General features: G+C 62.3%; 15 protein-coding genes and 1 pseudogene. 12 read left to right on the top strand and 4 right to left on the bottom strand.

Going from position 1 to position 17,845, the window contains the following annotated elements:
- Positions 1-145: 145 nt before the first annotated feature.
- Positions 146-616: pseudogene (locus tag BN948_RS02705) on the top strand (acetyl-CoA C-acyltransferase); the annotation flags it as partial.
- Here BN948_RS02705 and BN948_RS02700 read toward each other — a convergent pair.
- Entirely contained in the window at positions 613-1,536 is a 924-nt protein-coding gene (locus BN948_RS02700; protein ID WP_009516606.1) for a LysR family transcriptional regulator, read from the bottom strand. The pseudogene BN948_RS02705 and the gene BN948_RS02700 overlap by 4 nt on opposite strands.
- 174 nt (positions 1,537-1,710) lie before the next feature.
- Between BN948_RS02700 and BN948_RS02695 the strand changes: the two genes are divergently transcribed.
- The 9 genes from BN948_RS02695 (at position 1,711) to BN948_RS02655 (ending at position 11,350) form a co-directional block, all read left to right on the top strand.
- The gene (locus tag BN948_RS02695; protein WP_051755913.1) at positions 1,711-2,688 is read left to right on the top strand and encodes a Bug family tripartite tricarboxylate transporter substrate binding protein; all 978 of its coding nucleotides are present in this window, start codon (positions 1,711-1,713) and stop codon (positions 2,686-2,688) included.
- 90 nt (positions 2,689-2,778) lie between these two features.
- The gene (locus BN948_RS02690; RefSeq protein ID WP_035620226.1) at positions 2,779-3,672 is read left to right on the top strand and encodes an SDR family oxidoreductase; all 894 of its coding nucleotides are present in this window, start codon (positions 2,779-2,781) and stop codon (positions 3,670-3,672) included.
- Positions 3,669-4,481 carry an enoyl-CoA hydratase-related protein gene (locus BN948_RS02685; protein WP_009516604.1) on the top strand — a complete coding sequence of 271 codons (813 nt, stop codon included), beginning with the start codon at positions 3,669-3,671 and terminating at the stop codon, positions 4,479-4,481. The genes BN948_RS02690 and BN948_RS02685 overlap by 4 nt, the downstream gene beginning before the upstream one ends.
- An 85-nt stretch (positions 4,482-4,566) precedes the next feature.
- Positions 4,567-5,718 (top strand): acyl-CoA dehydrogenase family protein, encoded by a 1,152-nt coding sequence (locus tag BN948_RS02680; RefSeq protein WP_035620224.1) that lies wholly within the window; start codon positions 4,567-4,569, stop codon positions 5,716-5,718.
- Positions 5,715-7,277, top strand: a complete 1,563-nt coding sequence (locus tag BN948_RS02675) for a class I adenylate-forming enzyme family protein (protein WP_035620221.1) — start codon at positions 5,715-5,717, stop codon at positions 7,275-7,277. Before BN948_RS02680 ends, BN948_RS02675 begins: the two co-directional genes overlap by 4 nt.
- Positions 7,278-7,328: 51 nt before the next feature.
- Positions 7,329-8,147 (top strand): enoyl-CoA hydratase/isomerase family protein, encoded by an 819-nt coding sequence (locus BN948_RS02670; RefSeq protein ID WP_035620216.1) that lies wholly within the window; start codon positions 7,329-7,331, stop codon positions 8,145-8,147.
- A gap of 23 nt (positions 8,148-8,170) precedes the next feature.
- The gene (locus BN948_RS02665) at positions 8,171-8,923 is read left to right on the top strand and encodes a maleate cis-trans isomerase family protein (RefSeq protein WP_051755909.1); all 753 of its coding nucleotides are present in this window, start codon (positions 8,171-8,173) and stop codon (positions 8,921-8,923) included.
- An 835-nt stretch (positions 8,924-9,758) separates the two neighbouring features.
- Positions 9,759-10,415 (top strand): hydrolase, encoded by a 657-nt coding sequence (locus tag BN948_RS02660; RefSeq protein ID WP_035620213.1) that lies wholly within the window; start codon positions 9,759-9,761, stop codon positions 10,413-10,415.
- Positions 10,416-10,447: 32 nt separating this feature from the next.
- The gene (locus tag BN948_RS02655; RefSeq protein WP_035620209.1) at positions 10,448-11,350 is read left to right on the top strand and encodes a pirin family protein; all 903 of its coding nucleotides are present in this window, start codon (positions 10,448-10,450) and stop codon (positions 11,348-11,350) included.
- Here the strand turns inward: BN948_RS02655 and BN948_RS02650 are convergent.
- Positions 11,347-12,264 carry a LysR family transcriptional regulator gene (locus tag BN948_RS02650; RefSeq protein WP_051755907.1) on the bottom strand — a complete coding sequence of 306 codons (918 nt, stop codon included), beginning with the start codon at positions 12,262-12,264 and terminating at the stop codon, positions 11,347-11,349. The genes BN948_RS02655 and BN948_RS02650 overlap by 4 nt on opposite strands.
- Before the next feature lie 95 nt (positions 12,265-12,359).
- On the opposite strand from BN948_RS02650, the gene BN948_RS02645 reads away from it, so the two are divergent.
- Together BN948_RS02645 and BN948_RS02640 are read left to right on the top strand one after the other, a co-directional pair.
- Positions 12,360-13,238, top strand: a complete 879-nt coding sequence (locus tag BN948_RS02645; RefSeq protein WP_035620206.1) for a helix-turn-helix domain-containing protein — start codon at positions 12,360-12,362, stop codon at positions 13,236-13,238.
- Between the two features lie 174 nt (positions 13,239-13,412).
- Complete coding sequence (locus BN948_RS02640) at positions 13,413-15,218, top strand: amidohydrolase (RefSeq protein WP_174545016.1); 1,806 nt, start codon at positions 13,413-13,415, stop codon at positions 15,216-15,218.
- Positions 15,219-15,450: 232 nt separating this feature from the next.
- Here the strand turns inward: BN948_RS02640 and BN948_RS26010 are convergent, their stop codons facing one another.
- Together BN948_RS26010 and BN948_RS26515 are read right to left on the bottom strand one after the other, a co-directional pair.
- Positions 15,451-15,771 carry a helix-turn-helix domain-containing protein gene (locus BN948_RS26010; RefSeq protein ID WP_081921858.1) on the bottom strand — a complete coding sequence of 107 codons (321 nt, stop codon included), beginning with the start codon at positions 15,769-15,771 and terminating at the stop codon, positions 15,451-15,453.
- A 334-nt stretch (positions 15,772-16,105) separates the two neighbouring features.
- Positions 16,106-16,279: a hypothetical protein gene (locus tag BN948_RS26515; RefSeq protein ID WP_156037820.1), complete on the bottom strand. Its 174-nt coding sequence runs from the start codon at positions 16,277-16,279 to the stop codon at positions 16,106-16,108.
- Positions 16,280-17,845: the final 1,566 nt, after the last annotated feature.

Raw genomic sequence — 17,845 nt, 5'->3', positions numbered from 1 at the left:
TCGTCACGAAACTTCCCCTGACCTATCCTAGCCTCAACTAAGCGAAGCCGAGTTGTCTCATCCGGGACGACGCTACTGTTGAGGATCGGAGGCACACCAGGATGCCCTCGTTCCGCCAACCCGGCTTTCTCCAACAGAAATAGACCCTCGCGCTCGGTTAACGGCAGGCACCTCCTCACCGCTCACCGATGGCGCTTGCGCCGTGCTGGTAACCAGCGACACGTTCGCCGAGAGGCTCTATCTAAACGCCTTGGCCCGCATCAAGTCGTTCGCCACGGTGGGCGTCGACCCGGCGGTCATGGGCATTGGCCCGATCCCCGCGACGCGTAAGGCACTCGCGCGCGCCGGCCTCTCGGTTGCGGATCTGGACGTGGTCGAAATCAACGAGGCCTTCGCATCGCAAGCGCTCGCCTGCCTGCGGGACCTGCGGTTGGACCCGGACACGGTCAACCTCGATGGAGGGGGCCTCGCCATCGGCCACCCGCTGGGCGCGACAGGGGCGCGCATCACTGGGAAGGCCGCGTCGCTGCTGCAGCGGGTCAACGGGCGATATGCGCTGGCGACGCAATGCATCGGTGGTGGCCAGGGCATCGCCACCGTGCTCGAACGTGTCTAGGCGACCGGCCCTCTGGCGGGCGTCCACAATGGTGTCGTGAGGTTGAAGTTCACCTCGCTCGTCACCAGCGTTCGCACCTCCTTCACGAGATCGCGCACGTCGTCATGGCGCCAGATGAAGCGGTAGGTCAACGGCGGAAAGGTTGGGCGGCACTCGTACTCTCGCAGCAAACCGCGCTTCAGAATGGGCTTGAGGTGCTGCTGAGGCAGCAGGCACAGACCGACGCCGGCGATGGCCAGTTCGACAATAGCGTGGATGCTGTTGCAGCCAATGACGCGGTCTATCGTCGCGCCCGTGGACGCAACCCATTCCTCGAACAGTTGCGCCTGACCCGAAGGCGCTGCAAATGTGAGCACCGGATATGTACTGAGTGTCTCCGGCGTGATTGTTCGGCCCTTGATGCGAAGCGACGGTGCTCCCATCCACGCGAAAGAAACGCTGGGTAGCTCCTGTGAGGCCAGCGAGCGTCGCGGCACGATTCCGGCCACGACCGCGCAATCCAGGGTGCCCCGTTCCACCTCGGCTTCCATGAAGCGCCCCTGACTGACCAAGGGTTCGATCCGCAGCGCCGGGAGTTCCTGCGCCGCGCGACGAATGAAGCGAGAAAACCAGGTCGCCGCGGTCAGCTCACCAATCCCCATCCGCAGATTGCCCTGCAGAGAGTTGTCTCGCTGAAGCTTCCTGCGCAACGTGTTCTCTGCGTCAAGGATCAGCTTCGCATCGCCGAGCGCGACCTCGCCGTCCAGGGTCAAGACGGCCCGCCTTGCAGAACGATCGAAGAGGGCCTTGCCAAGGCTTGACTCCAGTTCTGCGATCCGCTTCGACAACGTCGGCTGCGAGATCGACAGTCGGTCTGCGGCGATCGCAAAGCTGCCGAGCTTGGCGGCCCAGTAGAAGGCTTGCAGCTGTTTGATGGTCATCTTTGCATTCTAAAAGTGAATGAACTATTGAACAAATTATTCACTTTTATTTTTCCATGAGATCGCTAGATTCAGAGAGGTCTTGAGCACCCTTGAACGTCTTAGATGCGGCTTCGATCAGTGGATGGGGCACGGGGGCCAAGACGCGGTGTACGACAACAATGGAGACGAGACATGATCGACCGTAGAAATGCGTTGGTACTGGGAGCCAGTGCCATCCTCGGAGCTTCTGCAGGGCGCGCCCAGACGCAGGCGTACCCGTCCAAACCAATCACCATCGTCGTGCCGTTCGCCCCTGGCGGCAGCACTGACATGGCCGCGCGAACCCTGGCAATCCCACTGGCCAAGATCCTGGGTCAACCTGTGGTGATCGACAATCGAACCGGCGCGGGCGGTGCCGTCGGAACGTCCGTTGTCGCGCGAGCGGCACCGGATGGCCACACCTTGCTGGTGGCTCCGGCGAGCGTGATGGCTTCGCTGCCGCTAACAATGAAGACCCCCTACAAGCGCCAGGACTTCGTCCCGATTTCACTCGCGGCGAAAACTTCGTTGATCCTCGTCACCAGGGCCGCCGACACGCGCTTCAAGACGCTGGAAGAACTTGCAGCACTGGCTCGCAGCCAAGAGGGGCGGGTGAGTGCCGGCAACCCTGCTCCAGGCTCACCCAATCACCTGGGCTTGCTCCAACTGGAGAAGGCATTTCGCTGCAAGTTCAACTCCATCCCCTACAGAGGCTCCGCGCCGGCACTGGCCGACCTGCTGGGCGGCACGCTGGACATCTACTTCGACCAGATCTCCAGCTCGATGCCGTACTTAAAGGCCGGGAACCTGCGAGCCATGGTGGCTTTCAGCCCCGTTCCCGACCCAGCGCTGCCTGATCTGAAAACGAGTGCGCAACTCGGCCTGGGAGAAATTGATGCGACCACCTACACCGGGGTTTTCGCTCTCAAAGGCACAAAACAGGACGTCATCGATCGCCTGAGCGCTGCCATCCGATTGGCGAGCGAGGACCCCGCCATGTCTAAGGTCCTGAGAGACGCCGGAAGCGTCGCCACGGCCTCGCTGCCGGAAGAGTTCGAACGAATCATCAAGAACGAAGAAGACCTGGTGAAGGGCTTCATCAAGGAGGGGCGACTGGAGGGGGTCATTTGAGCCGTCCTCCAGCAATGCCCGACGTCGTATCCCACCACGACGTTCCCTCGATACGGAATTTTTCCCGCCCATGAAATTGAGATCCCCTACATGTTCCTTTCCGATTTGTTGAAGAACCAGGTCGTCCTTATCACGGGCGGCGGCAGCGGCCTTGGACTGGAGCTGGCGAAGAAGTTTGTCTCGCTCGGTGCCGAAGTGCACATCTGCGGCCGCCGGCAAGTTGTGATTGACGAAGCGATCGCGCAGTTGGAGACGATCCCGGGGGCCCGCGCGGTTGGACACATCGTGGATATCCGATCCGCTGATGCGGTTCAGGAGCTGGTGGAGAAGCTTTGGAAAGAATCCCCACTCACGGCTCTGGTGAACAACGCCGCGGCGAACTTCATCAGTCCCACTGAGCGGATAAGCGCCCGCGGCTTCGATGCGATCGCCAACACGGTGTTCCACGGCACCTTCTACATGACGAACGCCGTGGGTCAAAAATGGATCTCCACGGGAAAGCCGGGTTCGATCCTGTCGATCGTCAGCACGGGTGTTGTGAATGGAGCTCCTTTTGCCGTCCCGTCGACGATGGCAAAGTCGGCCATCTGCGCAATGACCCGCGCACTGAGCATCGAGTGGGCATCCAAAGGCATCCGGCTCAACGCCATTGGGCCCGGCCTGATTCCAACGCCCGGCGCCGTTGCGCGGCTGATGCCGGGGACCAGCGCGGATGAACTCGAGCGGACGAATCCGATGAGGCGGCTGGGCCGGGTCGACGAGCTTCAGAACCTGGCCACCTTCCTGTTGTCGGACAGTTGCGCCTGGTTGACCGGCCAGGTAGTGATGCTCGATGGCGCGCACCACCTCGCGCACGGCAGCGTCTATTCGCCCTTGTTGAAGTTGACCGAGGAAGAATGGACCGTCGTCAGTTCGGAGATCCGGGCGCACGACAAGGCAGACAAACAACTTCGCGGCGAAGCGATTCCCGTCAGCACCCCATGACCGACGAACTGGTCGTGACGCAGGAGGGATTCGTCGCTAACGTCTCTCTCAATCGACCCGAGAGGAAGAACGCCTGGAATGCTTCCATGGAGATCGGCTTGCGTCAGATCATGACGCGGTTGGCTTCGGATCCCGGCGTGCGGGTGATCATCCTGACCGGAAAGGGCTCGGTGTTCTGCGCCGGTGTCGATGTCGGCGCCTTGGGTGAGATGACACGCGGAGGCGACGACATCTCATTGCCACCGGCGCAGGTCGCTGAGTCCATGGGCGCCGGCGATTTCGAACAGCGCTACAGCTACCTGCTGTCGATTCCCAAACCGATCATCTGCGTGTTGAACGGTGCGGCCGCCGGCGTTGGCCTGGTGCTTTCCCTCTACTGCGACATCCGGTACGCGGCGTCATCCGCCAAACTGGCCGCGCCTTTCGGTCGGCGCGGGCTCGTGGCCGAACATGGGATTGCCTGGATTCTCCCCAGGCTGATCGGCATGTCCCGCGCGATGGAATGGCTGATGAGCGCAAGAACTCTGCCGGCAAGCGAGGCCCACGCGATGGGTTTGGTCAGCGAAGTCTTTGAACCGGAAGAGTTATCCGCCAAGGCACATGCGCGTGCAACGGAGATCGCGCAGACCGTCTCCCCACGCTCCATACGCGTCATGAAGCGGCAGTTGTGGGAGGGGGCCACGCTCTCGCTGGCGCAGGCATGCCGGATGGCGGAGAAGGAAGTGAAAAGCGCCGTGGCTTCGCAAGACTTCAAGGAAGGCGTTCAGCATTTCATGGAGAAGCGGCCGCCGCGTTTCACTGGCCAATGACGACCTCGGGCCCGGCTTCAGGCACATCATTTACTAAGCATCCGATCCGTTGTCTGTCGGCGGAGTTGTACATCAGGAATCACACATGTCACTGTGGCAATATTTTCACGACGAGCCCGTCGTCAACGGGTACCGGGAGTTTGCAGCCCGGCACCTGAAGCCCGTTGCGGCGGCGCTCGACAAGCAGGACCTCTACCCCTACGACATCGTTGCAGCGGCCGCCGAGCGAGGCTTCAACTCTTTGATACTGCCTACGCAGTACGGCGGCGGTGGCGCGACGTTCAGGCAGCTCGCTTCCTTCTTCGAAGAAATGGCCGCGGCCAGCGCCTCCGCCGCCATTTCGCTCAACTCGAACTTCCAGGTCCAGAACGTCATCCTTCGCGCGGGATCACAAACACTGCAGTCAAAGTACCTTCCCCTGTTCGCCAAGGGCTTGAAGGGGGCTTATGCCCTCACTGAGGCGAATCACGGAAGCGACATCCGCACGTTGGATACAACGGCCGAACTCAAGGGGGACCATTGGGTCCTCACCGGCCAGAAGTCCTTCATCACGTCCGGGCTGGCGGCCGACCTGTTCGTCATCCTGGCGCAGACGCCCGCCGGCGTCTCGGTCTTCGCGGTACCCAGAGAGTCCCCGAACCTCAGCACGTTCGAGAGCGACCGCACCGAAACATTCGGTCTGCGCAACAGCCCACACGTGGAGCTGCTGCTGGACAAGGTTGTGGTCCCCCGGGACCATCTGCTGGGCGTCGAGGGCGACGGCCTCAAGATCGTATTGAGGAATCTGAACTACTCCCGCACGCTCAATGCCGCCATGGCCATCGGTATCGCACGCAGTGCATTCGATGAGTCACTGGACTACGTGAAGCACAGAAAGGCCTTCGACAAGAGCGTCTTCGATTTCCAGGGCATCCAGTGGTACTTCTCGGAGATGCTGACAGAGATAGACGCCGCCCGCCTTCTGTTGTATAGGGCCGCCGACGCCATAGATCAGCAGAAGGAGGTCGAGCGGTACTCCAGCGAAGCGAAATTTCTCTGCTGTCGCGTCGCGAACCGGGTGGCGGCACAGGCCATCCAGGTGTGCGGAGCCTATGGAACCATGACCAATTCGCCCTTCAATCGCTACTTCCGCGATGCCAAGGTCTTTGAAATCGGCGGCGGTTCCATGGAGGTTCTAAAGAACACGATCGGGAAGTATCTGCAGAAGAACAGCCAAGCGGTGCCGGAGTGGAAATGACAGCCTTCAATGGACAAGTGAACAACCTCGCGCAGTTGATCCACTGGGCGGTCGAGCGGGCGCCAGACGCGGTCTACGGTGTCGATACGGCTCATGTCGGCATGCGGGACGCGCTGCTCACCGCGAATATGCTGTCGGGTCAGTTGCTGGCGCATGGCATCCGTGCGAGGTCGCGGATTGCTTTCGTCGGCGCGACCAGCGAGCACTATCTGATCATGTGGATGGCCACGCAGCTCTCGGGGATCGAGGTCGCGCTGTTGAATCCCAACCTGCCGCGCGACCTGCTCCACGACATGCTGGAGGACCTCAATCCACTGGCTGTCGCGCTGTTCGACGACACGCTCATGTCCCTCTTGAATGACGTGCAGTGGCCTGTGATCGACGCGCGTCGCGCATGGGACGGTGTCGTCGATTGTTCGTCCCCCGTGGTTGCAACCGATGGGCCCGGTTCTCCGGACGCGCCTGACACGGGGGGCATCGATTGCACGGAGACGGACATCGCGTGCTATGTGCACACCTCGGGAACGTCGGGCCGGCCGAAGTTCTGCGCGCTCAGCCATGGCTACTTCTTGCGTCTTGGGCGCTTTGTCTCGGACACGCTGGGCTATGCGGCCAACGACGTCGTGTTCGCGCCCATGCCGATGTTCCACATCAATCCGCTCGGGTATGGCGTCGTCTCCGCCTGGACCGCGGCCGCCGGAGTCCTTGGCACCCAGAAGTTCTCCGTTTCCAGGTTCTGGGACATCGCCAAGGCGACAGGCGCGACGTCGATCGTTCTGCACTTCGCGGCGATGAAGATGCTGATGGAAAAGACCGATCGCAGCCACAGCGACGGCCACCGCATTAGGTCGGCCTTGTGCGTCAACGCCGAGTTTCTCGAGAGGTTCAACGTATCGATCGGAACGACCGCGTACGGTTCGACGGAGGCGGGCGGGCTTTGCCACATGTGGCATGTGAGGCCCGGCGACGCGTCGCCCGTTCAGGAGGGACCGTTGTTCTATGGCGGCCGGGCGCGGTTCGACGTCGAGGCGAAGATTTCGGAGTCGGGAGAGATCCTGGTTCGGGAGCTGGCGCCCAACACGCTGTTCTCAGGCTACCTCAAGGACGGGGTGGTGGTGTCGGCGCTGGACGAAGACCGTTGGTTCCATACGGGCGACAGAGGCCGGTTGGATGCCGTTGGCGGACTCGTCTTCATCGAGCGCATGAGCGAGTCCTTGCGCGTGAACGGAGAGTTTGTCCCGATCGACTACGTCGAGCGACACCTGGAGGCAGCCGCGGGAATCCGCGAGTTCGCGATCTGGGGTCGGCCGCACGCCATCAGTGGCCAGCAGGTGGTGCTGTGGGTCACCGACGATGGTTTCGATCCGGCGCGCATGACTGAAGCGATTCAGATGCTGCCGAAGTTCATGCGCCCGGGAGAGATCGTTGTCATCGAGCGTTTGCCGAGGGACTCGGGGGTCAACAAGATCCAGCGCAGGCGACTCTCGGAAGAACCTCCCGTCCGCACGCTGGCGGTGACGTACGGGCCGTCGCTGGCTGACGTGCGGATCGACCGCTGACATCTCCAGGTGCTTTCCCCAAATCCCTTCAGAACCGAACCAGAGGACCTCATGCCCAACCCCGGTATTTATCAACACTACAGTTCGCTCACGCTCAATCGGCTGGATGACGGCATTCTCGAGGTCGTCATGGGCGCTGGTGCCGGAAAATTGGCGACCGCCGACCACAAGATGCACCGCGAACTGTCCACTATCTGGCGAGACATCGACCGCGACCCCGAGACGCGGGTAGCGATCATCCGAGGCGAGGGCAAGGGCTTCTCCGCCGGCGGTGACCTCGGTATGGTTGAGGACATGGCGAACGACTTCGACGTGCGCGAGCGCCTCTGGCACGAGGCGCGCGACCTGGTCTACGGGGTGATCAACTGCAGCAAGCCGATCGTGTCCGCAATGCACGGACCGGCCGTGGGTGCTGGCTTGGTGGCGGGGCTGTTGGCGGACGTATCCATTGCAGCGAAAACGGCGCGCATCATCGATGGTCACACCCGCCTTGGCGTGGCAGCGGGCGATCACGCCGCGATCATCTGGCCGCTGCTGTGCGGCATGGCAAAGGCGAAGTACTACCTGCTGTTGTGTGAGACGGTATCGGGGGAAGAAGCCGAGCGCATCGGCCTGGTGTCGTTGGCAGTCGACGAAAGCGAGCTGCAAGCCAAGGCGTTCGAGGTCGCGTCCAAGCTGGCCGGTGGTTCGCAGACGGCGATCCGCTGGACGAAGTACGCGCTAAACAACTGGCTGCGCATGGCCGGGCCGAGCTTCGACGCGTCGTTGGCGCTGGAGTTCATGGGCTTCACCGGGCCGGATGTGCGCGAAGGCATCGCTTCGCTGCGCGAACGCCGCGCTCCCGACTTTGCGCGGAACAAGCCCGCCTGACCTCATTGACCAGAATCGATCATATGCAAGTGACGACCGAGGGCGGGATCAGGCGGCCAGACTACGGCAGTCGCGGACGACTGGGGGTCATCTTGCCCTCGGGCAACACGGCGACGGAACCTCAGTTCGAATTCTATCGACCCGACGGCGTTTCCTTTCACTTCACCCGCCTGGCGCTGGCAAGCAGTTCCGAAGAACAGTTGTTGGCCATGCCAGCCCACGTCGAGGCGGCAGCGGCCTTGCTGAAGGACGCCGACGTGAATGCCATTGCGTTTCATTGCACGGCGGTCAGCACCTGGGATCCCGCGCTTGAAGAGCAGATCCTCCGCCGCATCCGCTCCTCAACCGGGTTGCACACGATTGCGACCTCCCAGGCGATCGTTGCCGCACTGCGGGCCGTGGGGGCTCGGCGCATCGCGATGCTGTCACCCTACCCGGCGGTTGTCGCGATGCGAGAGCAGCGGTTCATGGAGCATCACGGGTTCGACGTCATCTGGAACGAGTTCCTGGAGGTGAACCGGGCAGAGGAAATGCTGGCCGTGTCAGAAGCTCAGTGGCTGGACATGGTGCGCCGCTCCCCGCTGGCCGATGTCGACGCTTGCCTGATCAGTTGCACGGCAACTCGAGCCCTCGACATCGTGAGCAGCGCCGAGCGCATGTTCGGCAAGCCAATCATCACCAGCAATTCCGCGCTGCTGTGGCACGCTGGCCGCAGTTTGCAAGCAGGTCTTGCCCATCCAGGCATCGGGATGCTGAGCAATTTCCCGACTGGATAGCGAGCGGCCGAGCCGTACGTCCCGCAGGAACGCAGTGACCTTCATGAGCTACCTATATGACGTTCTGGGCGTCCATCCGACGGCGTCACAGTGCGAAATCGAAGCGGCACATCAGCGACTGGTTTCATGTCCGTCGAGGCCAAGACCCGGACTTCTACGCAAACTATTTCCGCGGCGCGAGGTGGAGGTACTACGTGCGTACGAAACGCTTCGAGATCCCTCGTCACGTGACGCATACGACCGTCAGATTCGCGAGAACATCTTGGTCAGTGAAGGAATGCCGCCGCCGCCCTAGTCCGTAACGCCCCTAAGGGACGCGCGGCCTCACACGCCCCGACGTCAGTTGGTCGAGCGAGTCCTCAGAAGCGCCTGTCCGAGCACCGGCGCCTTCTCACACACCCTACAGATGAACTGCTGATTGCGATCGATTGGCGGACGCCCACGTGCCGGCAAGACACCTTCACCTATCGCTTCCGTTGTGGGGATGAAGAATCGCTTGTACAGGTGATCTTCAAACTTACCCGGCTTGAGCTCATTTGGTTGCCTCCTGAACACCAACGAAAAGCAGCGGATCCGAGCCGATAGACATCACTGCGTTTCCGCTCTGTTCCCGAGCGCGATAGGTGTAGCGGCGCGATCAAAATTGAACTGATCCGCGCAGGATCGGACAGTGACGACAAGGATGGTCGACGGCAACATTCGCTCAGCTTAGGGCTGCCAAGGCTCCAGGCCATAACCGACACGGCCGCCGGGCACATTTACACGATGTTCCCGGTTCATCGGTGGATTCGTCTATTCCCCAACGTGCTTAGCACCATCCCAACTGGAAAGTCCCATGCCCAAGACCGGCCTTCAAGCCCTGCTCCGCCCCGAAGACAGCATTGTCGTCCTGATCGACCACCAGCCTTTTCAGTTCACCAACCTGAACAGCCACGACGCCACGATGATCGTCAACAACGTCGTCGGCCTGGCGAAGGGCGCCAAGGTATTCGACGTGCCGACCATTCTCACCACTGTGATTGAGGAGCGCGGGGGGTACATCATCAAGCAATTGCAGGATGTGTTCCCCGATCAAAAGCCCATCAACCGCACCTGGGTCAACACCTGGCAGGACCCAAACGTCACCGACATCGTAAAGAAGAGCGGCCGCAAGCAACTCATCTTGGCGGCCTTGTGGACCGAAGTCTGCCTGGCCATGCCCGCGATCCAGGCCTTGGGCGAAGGATACGAAGTCTTTGTTGTAACGGACGCTTCCGGCGGCGTGTCTGCCGAATCTCACGACATGGCCGTGCGCCGGCTGGTCCAGGCGGGCGCGGTCCCCATCACGTGGCTGGCTGTCATCTCCGAGTGGCAGCGCGATTGGGCCCGCGAGGAGACGGTGTCAGGCGTGGCAAGCGTTCTCGCCGAGCACGGCGGCGCCACGGGCATCGCGTATGCCTGGGAGCTTCAGCTCCTTGCATCCGCGACCAGTAGCGCAGAGGCCGGCGCGTAGTGGCACCGCGCCTCGCCCACCCTGGAGACGTCATGAGTCTTGCTAGCGAACTCCCTGTTCCCTCTGCTGCCACTGAACGCCGCATCACCTGCCGGACACGCGGATTCACCCACGGCCCCGTCACTCGTCTGATGAGCCCGTCCGATCTTGGCCACGTGGTCAAGCCCTTCGTATTCCTGGACCTGTTCGACCTGGACCTCCACAATCCGCGTGCGGGGTTCACGATCCACCCTCACTCGGGCCTCGCGACCATCACGGTGATCGTGGCGGGGGATTTGCGCTTCGACGATCCTGCCGACGGCACCGGTCACATCGGGTTTGGTGGCTTTGAATGGATGCGCGCGGGCAAAGGGGTCTGGCACGGGAAGGAGCTTTCCGGCGGAACCTCGCCACGAGCGACGGGCTTCCAGCTGTGGATCGCCCTGCCGCCCGAGCTCGAACTCGGGACGGTCGACAGCCAATATGTGGAAGCGCAGCACGTTCCTACTGCCGGCCCGGCCCACGTCATCCTTGGCCGCTATGGAGGCGTTCGCAGCCCCGCGCGCTCGCCAGATGGCGTCACGTACCTGCTATTGAGACTGCCCGCAGGAACGACGTGGGCGTTCCTGCCGCCCGAGGGTCAGCCGGTCGCGTGGCTGGCGGTGGCCAAAGGCCAACTCGTTGGCGCAACGCCCGTGGGCGCGGGCGAGATGGTCATCTTTCATCCATCGCAGCAAGCGATCACCCTGGAAGCCAGCGCGGGCAGCGAGGCGATCTTTGTCATCGGATCCGCGGCGCCGCACCCCCATGAGCTGCACCTGGGCAACTACTCGGTCCATACGTCGGTCGAATCGCTGGCCTTGGGCGAGGACAACATCGAGCGACTGCGGCAACTGCTGGTCGCCGCCGGCGATCGGCGCAACGCCAGCGGCACGACGCCGGTATTTCGCGGCTAAGCGACTGACGCCACCGCCGGTGGCGACTCTCCGGCATCGAAGTCAGGAAACTGCCTGAAGTAGTCCGTCAGCATATCGGTCAGTACCCGGATCTTGCGGGCGGGATGCTGCCCAGGCGGGCGCACGACGTACGCACCCGCTGGCCTGGCGGGATGTTGCGGCAGGATCGGCACCAAGGCACCGGAGAACAGGTGGGGCCGTGTAAGTCCGAAAGGCAGGTAGCCGATGCCCAGGCCCGCAACCGCCGCGGCGACCAGCGCCATGCCGCTGTCCGCCTTGAAGCGGCCCTGCGGCCGCACGGAGACAACCTCCTCTCCGTCCATCAGTTGCCAGGTCTCTGTGCCCTGCATCAGGGCTTCATGGTCGAGGAGTTCTTCCAGCGTCCGGGGCGCGCCGTGCGCGGCGATGTAAGCAGGGCTTGCAACCATCCCCCCATTGACCCGCCCCACCCGGCGCGCGACCAGATTGGTGTTCGCGAGGTAGCCTACGCGAATGGCGCAGTCGTAGCCTCCCATGACCAGGTCCACGAACTGATCGCTATAGCAGGTCTGGATGTGAAGCCGTGGGTGCCGACTGGCCATCTCGGCGAGCACGGACGCTAAGTGAGTGGGGCCGAACGACAGGGGCGCGGCGACGCGCAATCGGCCCCGCAGCTCCCCGGTGGGCCGGATGGTTTCTTCGGCCGCCTCGATCTCCGCGCACACCCTGGCCGCAGTATCCCGGAACGTCGCGCCAGCCTCTGTCAGGGAGGCGCCCCGCGTGGTACGAGTGAGCAACTGAACACCCAACTCGGCCTCCAGCCGGATAAGCCGTCTGCTGACGATGGATTTGGTGACACCGAGACGAGCGGCGGCCGCGGTGATCCCTCCCGCGTCGGCTACTTCCACGAAAGCCCGTAGATCCTCGGTATCCATCTCATGTCTGTCCAGCGTTCCTGCTGCTGCGACACAGCAACACAGAGTTCGGGGCTACCGTACCACAGCAGGCAATGCGACGATGCGCCGCACGTATGTCGAACGAATCCGAGCTCCCTGAAAACGTGGCCAGTCGCAGGACGATCAGCCGTTGCTGGAACGGCGTGAACGTCGATCTGCACGAGTTCAACTGCACGGGAAGAATCCTGTTCCAGATCGAGCGCAAGGAGAAGGAATCGAGTCGGCTCGTCGCTCAGCTTGAAGAGGTCGGACAGGATCGGGCCGAAGCCAGGACGGCACCCGACACGCCGAACCCATACGCGTACAAGCCTCGGCCCATGTTCTTCGCCCCGGCGAACATGGATGTGTGGGGTCATTCGGCGGATTCCCGCTACATCAAATGCGCGACCATCAGCTTCGACGCCAATGCGCTACAGGAGCGGCTGGGAATTTCTCAGTCTTTGCGACTGCTGGACGTTCCTCGGCTCCGATTCAATGACGACCGCATGTGGACCTTGATCAGCTTGCTTGTGGAAGCCATTGACGACACCGACCCCGGGTCTCAGCTGTATGGCGACTCGCTGATCGCAGCCATTGCCGCCAGGCTCATCGAGCGACCCGCTCAAGCGAAGAGGAGCGCGTCCGGGCTCTCGGCGATGCAACTCAAGGATGCGATCAGCTATATCGAGGCGAACATCCCGGCAAAGGTGGAGCTTTCGACCCTTGCGGAGCTGGCAGGCTTCTCGCAGTCGCACTACAGCCGCGCCTTCAAGGCGTCGACGGGTCTGGCCCCCTACCAGTGGCAGTTGCAGGCCCGGGTCGATCGCGCCAAGGACCTCCTGTTGAATACGAATGGCGGACTGGAGGAAGTTGCCGAGGCCACCGGCTTCGCGGACGCGGTGCACTTCGGGCGGACCTTCCGCAAGATCACCGGCGCCACCCCGGCCGCATGGCGCAGGGACCGTCTCACTTAGGGCACGACTCGGCCAGCTCGCCCCATGAGCGAAACGCGCTGGCTCCAGCAGGATCGGTCAGTGACTGTTCGGGACGGAGTGGAGAACATCTTCATTCAACGCATGCGCCGCAGACTTCGGTTCACCATCGAATGCGGCACAGCGCCCTTGATGTTCATCGAATGAGGAATACGCGTGAGGTCGATACTGCTGTCCGGATTGCTGGTGTTGAATGGTTTCTTCAACGCCACCGCCCATGCACAAGAGAAGCAGGAGGCGCCTGGAGCGGACCTGATCGTGCACAACGCCAGGATTTTCACTGGCAACCCTGCACAACCTGAGGCGTCTGCCCTGGCCGTCAAGAGCGGGCGCATCTACTCGGTCGGCTCGGATGCCGAGGTGCTGGCCTTGAAGAACGCCGGCACCCGGGTCATCGATTCCCGAGGCCGTCGGATGATTCCGGGCCTCATCGATGCGCACACCCACGTGCTCAACGAAGGGGGCTACAACTACACCCTGCGATGGGACGGCGTCCCCACGCTGCGCCGGGCCTTGGCGATGCTGAGCGAACAAGCCAAGCGCACACCGGAAGGTCACTGGGTGAAGGTGATCGGTGGCTGGTCCCCTTATCAGTTCGAAGAGAACAGATTCCCCACCATGGATGAGCTGCGTCAGGCAGTGCCCGATCACCCCCTAATCGTTCAGTACGCCTACAACCGCGCCTTTCTGAACCAGCAGGCGATGGATGCATTTGGCGTCGGAACCGACAAATTTCCCAAGATTCCGGGCACCGAGTTCGAGAAGGACGAGCGAGGCCGATACACCGGTGTGATCCACGGCTACACGTTCCTGTTCATCGCGTTAGAAACCATGGTTCCCCAACTCACTTTCGATGAGACGGTGAGCTCGCTGATACAGACGATCCACAGCGTCAACCGCTTCGGGGTCACGTCCATCGTCGATGCCGGCACCGGCTTCCGTGGGTATCCGAAGGCACTGCCTACGGTCAATGCTCTTGCCCGCGACAACCGACTCAACATCCGCATGCCATTCGTGGACATTCAGTTCGGGGAAGGTAGCGTAGTGGACGCGCAGCTTACGGCGATCACCAAGACGGCACCCGTCAGCCCAGGGCACAACCTGCACCCGCAGCTGGCGCACGGTCACGTCTACCGCGGCGCCGGCGAGTTGCTATCGGCGGACGTCCACGATCACGAGAACTTCGACCGCCCGGCGGTCATCATTCCGCCGGAAAAGATGCGTGAACTGGTGGAGCGGGACGTTGCCAAGCTGGTGCAGCGGCGAATTCCTTTCCGCGAGCACATCAGCTACGACGAGAACATCACGCCGTTCCTCGATGCGCTGGAGAAGCTGAACGACAAGATGCCACTCGATGGTCTGCGCTGGAGCATCGAACATGCGGAAACCATCAGTCCGGCGAACATAGCCAGGGTAAAGGCGCTAGGCGGCGGCATCGCCCTTGACACCAAGATGGCGCTGCACGGCGACGGATTCATCAAGACCCACGGGCGCGATAAGGCATTGCGGACCCCACGGCTGCGTCAGCTCGTTGACAGTGGTCTGCCCTTGGCGATGACCACCGACGCTTTCCGAGCGGCCTCCTTCAATCCTTGGGTCGGCATCAGTTGGATGGTGTCGGGAAAGTCGGTCGCCGGGACCGAGGTACTGGCCAAAGACAACCGCCTATCACGCGCCGAGGCCCTGAGGCTCTTCACTCGCGGTGCGGCGTGGTTCATGAATGCCGAGGCCGAGCTAGGCATGATCGCCCCCGGCCACCTCGCCGACTTCGTGCTGCTGGACAGGGACTATTTCTCGATCGAAGAAGCTCAGATCAAGTCCATCGCCTCGGTCTTGACCATCATGGATGGCCGCGTGGTGTACGGCGCGCAGGACTATCACTCGCTCTCACCATCGCTACCTGAAGTCCTGCCGACCTGGTCACCGATCAAACACTTCGGCGGCTATCCCCAAGCTCAGTGAGTTCGCCATGACGTAGCGCCCCACGAACTTCTCGCGCCCGACGACGCCTCAATGGTCTGCTCTCTTGATGTCAATCCTGCGGCCAGGCTGTGCTCTCAGCCAAGAGCGCCCCTGGATGGTTCATCCGATTACAGACCTCGTCCACGGGTTTTCGTGGGGCCACCGGAGCCCTTCGTAGCAACCTTCGGCATGAGTTTCAGCCGCAGCTCCGGGGGCATGACGAACTCGGGCGTCATGAAACGTGTTCCGACGAGGACTTGCGAACGCGCTGGGGAAGCCGCTCGTCCTGACAATGGACGCCGATGGTGTCGCGATCGGCGTCCAACAGCCGGTTGAACTCATCCAGCCTGCCCAGCGCGTGCAAGGCGCTGAGCAGGGAACAGGCAGCAATACCGGGCTCGCCTTGCTCCAGGCGCCGGACAGTGCTGACAGACATGTCCGTCTGATCAGCGAGATCCTTCAAGGACCAGCGCCGACGGCGCCGGGCTTTGGAGACGTTGGAGCCCAGGCGCTTGAGGGCTCGGTGGAGTGGTTGCGAGACGGGTTGCTTCATGGCGAGGTCGCGTTGTTGCTGACCTGGTCATTCTTTCGTCACGACACCCGTGGCACCTACTCGCCGACCTCCCAGATTTGAACAGCTAGGAAGCGGAAGGCTTCAGTTCTGGCGCGCGTGCGACACGTTCAAGCGCAGTCTGCGGGGCCTGCAGAACCGAGTCGATTCAGATTTGGCATCTTGTGGGAGACAAGCATTCAGATCCGGACATGACCTCGACAACCGCTACTCTGTACGGCCGCTCGGCCCTTCGCTCCTCCGCACGACGGCGGCGGGGCCCCCCTCCAGGACAAAACCATCCGTGGTCGGTTTCGGGGCATGTCGGGTTAGGTGATCACTTGACGGCCTTGCCATTGATGTCCAGAAGTATCGTCTTCATCGTCGTGCCAAGCGAGGGGCAGGGGCAGTTGGCGCCGCCACGGTGCCCGTGCACGGCGTTCGCCACCGCGGCGGCAATGGGTGGCGTGCCCACCTCGCCAACCCCTTGGGGTCGATCGGTGCTGGGCACGATGTGATGGCAGGGCAGTCGCGCATGGGCAGCGGCGCGTAGTCGTGGAAGTTGGATTGGCGCACCTGGCCGTTGTCGATGTCGATGCGCCCGTAGGGCTCGTGACTTCCAAATCTCTACGTGCCGACGCCGTCCTCATGACTCCCTAGAACGCAACAAGTCAGCCGCGGGTTATGTCCCAGCGCTTCTTCTGCGCCATGAGGCCTCACCCTTTTTTGAGGGAACCGAAAAGGGAACCCAGAGGGAACCGAAGCTTCACCATCGTCGATGGCGTGCTCCACGTGGCAGTAGGAGCCCTCCTCGGCGCGCAGTGTCTCGACCGGCACGCCCTGCCAAGTAGGTGCGCCCGAAGCGCAGAGCCTGCTCCTGGCCTTTTGTCCGCAGCGGGCACAAGGATGTCGAAACGCATGCGCCGCCAGCAAGCAATAACCTAATGCCTCCAACACCCTCGGTTCCCCCTGCGGTTCCCCTATCGGTTCCCTTTGCTCGATTCGCCGAATCGCTGCAGAGAGGTCGACGGAGCAGGTGTTCAACTGAGGTGGCTCCAGCCGCCAGTGGTTCACGCCTACGAACACTAGCGTCGGGTGAGGGCTGGCTCGTGGCAATCCGACCCACAGGTCAGGATTCAGTCCAAGAGCTCCAAAGGCGCCATATCAGCGGGCGACACGCGAATAATTTCTCTCATGTCTTTAACACCTCGGGTTCCCCCCTTCGGTTCCCCTATCGGTTCCCCCTGCTCGATTCGCCGAATCTCCGAAGCGAAGTCGACGGTGTAGGTGCTCAACTGAGGTGGCCCGTGCAGCCCGCGGTTCACGCCCACGGAAACGGACGTCGGGTGAGCGGTTGGCTCATGGCGTCCCGCTCCTCTTGTCATATTTCAGTCCGAGAGCCCCGAAGGCGTCATCTCAGCTAACTCGTACAGGTCAAGGACCTCACCCGCAACAACAGGGCGGGGGCTCCGCCAAGACTGGAGTACGCAGCACGGCTGCGGAGCACACTCATCGCACCGACTGGCCGCGTGAAGCCTTGCAGAGTTAGATGAGGTTGGACGAACGCCCTCCGTGGTCGTTCCCAAGGGCGCCAGGGCGGAACGTCCAGTCGCGTTTTAGCTTGAAGGCGCTACCAGAGACGCCAAGAACTGCGCGCAACGCCCTCGCGCGCCGCGAGAGGGCGGGTGTCTAGATCGTCTAGCGTGGACTCGACTGGCGACCTACCGCGACGTCGTCGAATCTCAGCTTCCAGCTCGTGTGCAGGGCCACGGGCGACCTTTTCCCCGCGAAGCGCCCTCAATCTCCATTCGTGAGCCATTGCCACGAGCACTTCATCGCTCAACGCTGTCATCTCCACCATGGCCGACATTGTGCATGCCTGATGTGTACCCAAACGGATACGACTACGTCGATCTGCATGCTGTAGCGCGAGGCGACAGCCTAGGCATCACCCTCACGTACTTTGCGATCAACGTCAGCAATAGGCCTTTCCCCGGGCCTGGCGTCAGCGGGACGCGTTTGAGGTGCACGATCGGGATGGGTGGGATTCGCACCAGGTGAACGGCTGTCACCCGGC

The organism is Hydrogenophaga intermedia, assembly GCF_000723405.1.
GTDB classification, from domain to species: domain Bacteria; phylum Pseudomonadota; class Gammaproteobacteria; order Burkholderiales; family Burkholderiaceae_C; genus Hydrogenophaga; species Hydrogenophaga intermedia.
The sequence above is the reverse complement of the archived record's forward strand: the minus strand, read 5'-3'. Positions and strand labels throughout refer to the sequence as shown.

Coding starts and splice junctions, on each gene's coding strand:
- BN948_RS02665 (WP_051755909.1), top strand. CDS start 8,171: ATGCAAGTGACGACCGAGGGCGGGATCAGGCGGCCAGACTACGGCAGT.
- BN948_RS02685 (WP_009516604.1), top strand. CDS start 3,669: ATGACCGACGAACTGGTCGTGACGCAGGAGGGATTCGTCGCTAACGTC.
- BN948_RS02680 (WP_035620224.1), top strand. CDS start 4,567: ATGTCACTGTGGCAATATTTTCACGACGAGCCCGTCGTCAACGGGTAC.
- BN948_RS26010 (WP_081921858.1), bottom strand. CDS start 15,771: ATGAAGCAACCCGTCTCGCAACCACTCCACCGAGCCCTCAAGCGCCTG.
- BN948_RS02700 (WP_009516606.1), bottom strand. CDS start 1,536: ATGACCATCAAACAGCTGCAAGCCTTCTACTGGGCCGCCAAGCTCGGC.
- BN948_RS02670 (WP_035620216.1), top strand. CDS start 7,329: ATGCCCAACCCCGGTATTTATCAACACTACAGTTCGCTCACGCTCAAT.
- BN948_RS02660 (WP_035620213.1), top strand. CDS start 9,759: ATGCCCAAGACCGGCCTTCAAGCCCTGCTCCGCCCCGAAGACAGCATT.
- BN948_RS02655 (WP_035620209.1), top strand. CDS start 10,448: ATGAGTCTTGCTAGCGAACTCCCTGTTCCCTCTGCTGCCACTGAACGC.
- BN948_RS02645 (WP_035620206.1), top strand. CDS start 12,360: ATGTCGAACGAATCCGAGCTCCCTGAAAACGTGGCCAGTCGCAGGACG.
- BN948_RS02675 (WP_035620221.1), top strand. CDS start 5,715: ATGACAGCCTTCAATGGACAAGTGAACAACCTCGCGCAGTTGATCCAC.
- BN948_RS02690 (WP_035620226.1), top strand. CDS start 2,779: ATGTTCCTTTCCGATTTGTTGAAGAACCAGGTCGTCCTTATCACGGGC.
- BN948_RS02695 (WP_051755913.1), top strand. CDS start 1,711: ATGATCGACCGTAGAAATGCGTTGGTACTGGGAGCCAGTGCCATCCTC.
- BN948_RS02650 (WP_051755907.1), bottom strand. CDS start 12,264: ATGGATACCGAGGATCTACGGGCTTTCGTGGAAGTAGCCGACGCGGGA.